Annotated in this window: 6 protein-coding genes; all 6 read right to left on the bottom strand. The window is 58.5% G+C overall.

Annotation, left to right across the window (positions count from 1 at the left end):
• A partial coding sequence (locus P7F28_RS03185; RefSeq protein WP_277182993.1) for an MFS transporter occupies window positions 1-960 on the bottom strand: 960 nt, incomplete at its 3' end.
• Between the two features lie 106 nt (window positions 961-1066).
• Window positions 1067-2326, bottom strand: a complete 1260-nt coding sequence (gene glyA / locus P7F28_RS03180) for a serine hydroxymethyltransferase (RefSeq protein WP_277182992.1) — start codon at window positions 2324-2326, stop codon at window positions 1067-1069.
• Window positions 2327-2392: 66 nt separating this feature from the next.
• Window positions 2393-3604 carry a M24 family metallopeptidase gene (locus tag P7F28_RS03175; protein WP_277182991.1) on the bottom strand — a complete coding sequence of 404 codons (1212 nt, stop codon included), beginning with the start codon at window positions 3602-3604 and terminating at the stop codon, window positions 2393-2395.
• Window positions 3605-3777: 173 nt separating this feature from the next.
• Window positions 3778-4767, bottom strand: a complete 990-nt coding sequence (locus P7F28_RS03170; RefSeq protein ID WP_277182990.1) for a GlxA family transcriptional regulator — start codon at window positions 4765-4767, stop codon at window positions 3778-3780.
• 23 nt (window positions 4768-4790) lie between these two features.
• Window positions 4791-5732 carry a LysR substrate-binding domain-containing protein gene (locus tag P7F28_RS03165; RefSeq protein ID WP_277182989.1) on the bottom strand — a complete coding sequence of 314 codons (942 nt, stop codon included), beginning with the start codon at window positions 5730-5732 and terminating at the stop codon, window positions 4791-4793.
• A gap of 11 nt (window positions 5733-5743) precedes the next feature.
• Window positions 5744-6157: a VOC family protein gene (locus P7F28_RS03160; RefSeq protein WP_277182997.1), complete on the bottom strand. Its 414-nt coding sequence runs from the start codon at window positions 6155-6157 to the stop codon at window positions 5744-5746.
• Window positions 6158-6251: the final 94 nt, after the last annotated feature.

The raw sequence follows: 6251 nt of genomic DNA, 5'->3' as shown, positions 1-6251 counted from the left end.
GCCGATCAGCATCGACTTTCGCCCCACGCGATCCGACAGCGCGCCCATCACGAAGATCAGGCCGATATAGGCCGCAAGCGATATCGTCGCCGCAATGAACGATGCGGTTTCGCTCATGCCCATCTCAGTGGAAAGATACGTCGGCATATAGCTCAGCACGAGATAGAACGCAACCGCATTCAGGCACGTCGCGCCGAACGCAATCAGCATCTTCATGCGATGCTTCGCCATCAACTCCGCAAACGGCGCGCGCGTATCGTGCTGGCTCTGCTCCATCGCCTTGAAATGCGGCGTGTCTTCGAGCTTGACGCGGATGTATCGACCGATCAGTCCGAAGGGCGCGGCGAGCAGGAACGGCAAGCGCCAGCCGAAGGAATGCAACTGCTCGCTCGTCATGACGCCATGCATCACCGCGATCAGCAGCGAGCCGAACAAGAGGCCCGCCGCCGTGCTCGCGGGCACGATGCTCGTATAGATGCCGCGCTTGTTATCCGGCGCATATTCCGCGAGAAAAGCCGCCGCGCCCGCGTATTCGCCTGATGCGGAGAAGCCCTGCACCACGCGCACCAGCAACAACAGCACCGGTGCGAGGACACCGACCTGCGCGTAAGTGGGCAGCAACGCGATCAGAAACGTCGACAAGGACATGATAAGGATGGACAGGGACAAAGACGTGCGCCTCCCGATCCGATCGCCTACGTGGCCCCATACGATGCCGCCCAGTGGCCGCACGATAAACGAGATCGCGAACACGCCGTACGCGGCGAGCAGGCCGGTCGCGCCATCGGACTTCGGGAAGAACACGACGGCGATAATCGTCGCCAGATAGCCGTACGACGCGTAATCGAACCATTCCACGAAGTTGCCGATAAAGCTCGCGCATGCGGCACGCTTCAGCAATTTCGGATCGGCAAGAGCGGGTTCTGCGCTGAGTGAAGCTGAACTGCTGAGCGTGTTCATTTACGTTCTCCCGACAGGTTGCGAAGGGGCTTGCATGCGATCAACGCCAGCTCGCCTATCTTGACGCTCTGTTTCATCTCGTGTCCTCTCCCTTGAAGTGACTACGTCAGATGCCCTTGTAGACCGGTAATCGCCGGCATAGCTTCGCGACTTGTTCGCGTACGCTTGCTTCGGTATGCGAATCACCCAGATGGTCCAGCACGTCACATACGAGCGATGCGGTGAGCTTCGCATCGTCTGTATCGAAGCCGCGCGTGGTGATCGCCGGTGTGCCGATACGTATGCCGCTGGTCACGAACGGCGATTGCGGATCGTTCGGCACAGCGTTTTTGTTCACGGTGATATGTGCGCGTCCGAGCGCGGCATCGGCGTCTTTGCCGGTGATGCCTTTATTCACGAGATCGACGAGAAAAAGATGATCGTCGGTGCCGCCCGAGACGATTGCATAACCGCGTTCGATGAAGACGCTCGCCATTGCACGCGCGTTTGCGATGACTTGCTTTTGATACGCGACGAATTCATCGCCGAGTGCTTCGCGCAAAGCCACCGCTTTTGCAGCGATCACGTGCATAAGCGGGCCGCCTTGCGTGCCGGGAAATACCATCGAATTAAGCTTTTTTTGGATATCGGCATTCGCCCGCGCGAGAATCAAACCACCGCGCGGGCCGCGCAAGGTCTTGTGCGTGGTCGTGGTGACCACATCCGCAAACGGCACGGGATTCGGATAAAGACGCGCTGCGACGAGTCCCGCGACGTGCGCCATATCCACGAACAGATACGCGTCCACGCTATCCGCAATCTCACGAAAGCGCTTGAAATCCAGCACGCGCGAGTAAGCGGAGAAGCCTGCGACGATCATCTTCGGCCGATGCTCCGACGCCATGCGCTGCACTTCGTCGTAGTCGATCAAACCGGTTTCTGCGTTCACACCGTATTGCACCGCGTTGAACACTTTGCCCGAGAACGATACTTTCGCGCCATGCGTCAGATGCCCGCCGTGCGCGAGGCTCATGCCAAGTATCGTGTCGCCGGGCGTGAGCAGCGCAAGATAAACCGCGGCATTCGCCTGCGATCCGCTGTGCGGCTGAACGTTGGCATATGCTGCATCGAACAATTGTTTGGCACGTTCGATGGCGAGCGTTTCGATCACATCGACATGTTCGCAGCCGCCGTAATAGCGCTTGCCCGGATAACCTTCCGCATACTTGTTGGTCAGCACCGAACCCTGCGCCTCCAGCACGCGCGGACTTGCATAGTTCTCCGATGCAATCAGTTCGATATGGTCTTCCTGACGTTGCCGCTCACCTTTCATCGCCGCCGAGAGTTCGGGGTCGAATCCGGCGATCGTCTGTTCCTTCGAATACATGGATGCCTCGTCTTGAGCGTCCGCGACCCGCAAAACAAGCCGCGGACTTCGTGTATGAATGGAAGCTCAGCCCGCGATGATGTTTTTCTCCGGCCCGTACGGGAAACCGGTGATATTCGTCGCGCCCTTCTCACCGACGACGAGAATGTCGTGCTCGCGATAGCCGCCTGCACCGGGCAAGCCTTGCGGCAACATGATCATCGGTTCCATCGACACGACCATGTTCGGTTCGAGCACGGTGTCGATGTCTTCGCGCAGTTCGAGTCCGGCTTCGCGCCCGTAATAGTGCGAGAGCACGCCGAAGGAATGGCCGTAACCGAAGGTGCGGTATTGCAGCACGTTGTATTCGGCGTAGATCTTGTTCAGTTCGTTTGCGATATCGCCGCAACTTGCGCCCGGTTTGATGAGCTTCAAACCCGCTTCGTGCACTTCGACATTGATCTTCCACAGACGCAGATGTGCATCGGAGCAGTGATCGAAAAACATCGTGCGTTCGAGCGCGGTGTAATAGCCCGCGATCATCGAGAAGCAATTGAGGCTCAGAATGTCGCCCTTCTGCACGCGGCGCGTGGTGACCGGATTGTGCGCGCCGTCCGTGTTGATACCGGACTGGAACCACGTCCACGTGTCCATTAGTTCGGAGTTCGGAAATCGCTTCGCTATCTCACGCACCATGGCTTGTGTCGATGCAAGCGCGACTTCGTGCTCGGGCACGCCTTCGTGCACCGCTGCCGCGAGCGCTGCGCCGCCAACATCGCACACGTTCGCGCCGTGCTTGATAACGTCGATTTCTTCCGCCGATTTGATCATGCGCATACGCATGGTCTGCGCGCTGATATCGACGAATTCGACGGATGGCAAGGCGGCTTTCAGCTTCGCCAGCGTTTCGACGGGCAACTGATCGAACTCCAGACCAACGCGGCCTTTATTATCGATTTCGCCCTGCACCGCGCGGAAAAAGTTGTCGCGCTGCCAGTCGGTATAGACGATGTTGTAATCGCCCACGGTGCGACGCCACGGCTGACCGCCGTCGATATTCGCGGAGATCGACACGACCTTTTTCGGCGTCACCACAAGCCCGTATTTACGGCCGAACGAGCAATACAAAAAGTCCGCGTAGTAGTTGATGTTGTGATACGACGTGAACAACACGGCATCGATATTCTCGCGGGCCATCAGATCGCGCAGCTTGCCTTGACGGTTCGCGTATTCCGCATCGGAGAACGTATGTTTGGCCTTTTCGCCGTTCTCGATCTTGATAAGGTTCTCCATTTTCATTCGCTCGTCTCCTTCGTAAAAAGTCAGTCGGTGTGAGCGAATGTTAGGAGTCTCCTGCTTTGGAACATTTCCCGAATCGACGTTGAACTCTCTGTTTTCGACATCGAGGGTTAACCACGAACTTCGCACGAAGCTCGCACAAAAACCGTGCAAAGCACGCTCGTACGGCTTATTTAAAGGGCTTTTTGATAGCGACGGCGATCGGCCATCGGAGAAATATCGAAGTGCGCTTTGTAGCGCGTGGAGAAATGCGTAAGCGATGTAAAACCTGTACGCGCGCACACTTCTTCGAGCGGACGCGCCGTGCGATACAGCAGTTGCCGCGCGCGCAAGAGCCTTATTTCAAGGTACGCCTGCGCGGGCGTCTTGCCTAAACGCTCGCTGAACCATCGCTCGAGTTGCCGTTGCGACACCTGCACGAACGATGCGATTTCAGCCACGCTCAGTGTTTCTTCCACATTGCTTTCCATCACCTGCAATGCTTCGTCCAGCTTAGCGTGTTCGCGGCCAATGTATTGCCTGAGCGATGTAACCTGCCGCTCTTCATGTCCACGTCGTTCTGCAAGCAGCAGTTCGAGCACGCGCGCAGAAAGCGTCGGACTGCCGGGCGGCATGCTGAGCAAATGCACCATCAGATCGAGCGGCGCGACGCCGCCGCTGCATGTATAGCGATCGCGATCGACTTCATAAAGACGATTGGACACCGTGAGCTTCGGGAACTGGCCGAGCAGCACGTCCTGATCTTCCCAGTGAATGGTGCAGCGATAACCGTTGAGCAGACCCGCGCGCGCGAGAAAGTAGCTGCCCGTATCGAGGCCGCCCAACGCGGTGCCGTTACGCGCCTGCAAGCGGAGCCAGTCCATGATCGCGCCAATGCCCTTGCGCGGAATCGGATTGGGACCGACGACGAACACGGCGTCGAACGTACCGGCTTGCGATATGGCGATGTCGGGCATCACGCGAATGCCGTCGCTGGATCGCACGATATCGCCGTTGGTGCCGATCAACTGATACTCGTACACGTCACGCTGAACCACCATATTCGCGATGCGCAACGGATCGACCGCCGTGCCGAGCGCGATCAGCGAGAAGTTGTCGAGCAGCAGAAAGCCGATGCGCGTGACGCGCAGATCGTGCAACGCGGGATCGTGAGTAAGTGGCATGACGCGATCATAGCTTGCCTCGATCACGCCGCGCTACGCTTGTCTCCCGCCATCGGCGCGCTGTATCTCGCCAGCGAGGCGCGCAAACGCGGCACCGCGAAATCGATAAAACGCCTTAATTTAAGCGGCATCAGATTGCGCGAGACATGCACGAGATGAATCGGCACTGCCTCGCATTCATACTCGGTCATGATGATGCGCAACGTGCCCGCGTCCACTGCATCCGCGATGTGATAGTGCAGCAGTTGCGTGATGCCGACACCGCGAATCGCGGCATGCGCGGCGGCATCGGGCGCGGAGACCTGCAAGCGCGGATTCACTGCGATGGTGGTGAAATCGCCTGTTTCAGGCAGACGAAAGCGCCAGCCGGGCGAGAGCATCGGTCCGTTGAAGACAATGGTCGGTAAATCCACGAGTGCGTCAGGATGCGTGGGCGTTGGATGGCGCTCGAGAAACTCAGGACTCCCCCACATCACGATACGCATGGAACCAACGCGCGTGGCGATCATGCCGCTGTCCGGCAAATGACCAATGCGTACGGCAAGATCCACATGCGCATCGACGAGATTCACATTACGGTCCGACTGCATCAGCTTGATATTGATGTCCGGAAATTCCGCGAGAAAGTCGATGATTTCCGGCATCACATGCGTGCGTCCCAGCGTAACCGGCGACGTGATCACGAGATCGCCGCGCGGCGTGGTGAACTCGCCCGTCGCCTCGCGTTCCTGCTCTTTCACCAGCGCAAGAATCTGCCGCGCCGCCGATACATACGCCAGCCCCGCATCGGTCAGCGTGAGTTTGCGCGTGGTGCGCGTCAGCAGCCGCGTGCCGAGTTGCGCTTCCAGTTCGCCGACTCGGCGCGTCAGCGTCGGCACCGGAATCTGAAGATCGCGTGCGGCGGCGGAAAGGCTGCCTTTTTCCACGGCCGTCAGCAGCATCGTCATGGCTTCGAGGCGGTCCACGGCGTTTGGTCCTACGCACCCGGCGCGAAGTCGAACTCCAGACGAATGCCGCCAGGCTCGAAGATCATCGCGTGCTTTTTCGGGCCTTTGCCTAGCAATTCGGGCGCGAATTCCACTTTCGCGCCGGGCCACCTGGAGATGCGATCGGTGATCTCGTTCAGCGCGTCTTCACTCTCCACGCGCAACGCGAGATGATGCAGACCGACATTCGATCGCCGGTCGAAATCGACGGGATTGTCTTCGTTCTTGCGCTGCCAGAGCGTCACCAGCAAATGCCCGTCGGACACGAAAACAGCTGGATAATCCGGCTTTTCTCCAACCTGCTTCCAGCCTAAACATTCGACGAAAAAGTCCTTCGTCTGCGTGAGATCACGCACCGTGAGTCCGACGTGATCGATACCGCGCGTAAGTGAGGCGACCGTCATGGGACTGACTCCTTGCGATGTGTTGGTGCGCTCATCGTAGAGCAAATCCGGCCGGATCGCCCGATTAACGGAATCAGAAGCGCGGTCATCAACT

The sequence above is a fragment of the Caballeronia sp. BR00000012568055 genome (assembly GCF_029439455.1).
Lineage (GTDB): Bacteria > Pseudomonadota > Gammaproteobacteria > Burkholderiales > Burkholderiaceae > Caballeronia.
Note: the sequence above shows the minus strand (reverse complement) of the source record. Positions and strands in the feature narration are given on the sequence as shown.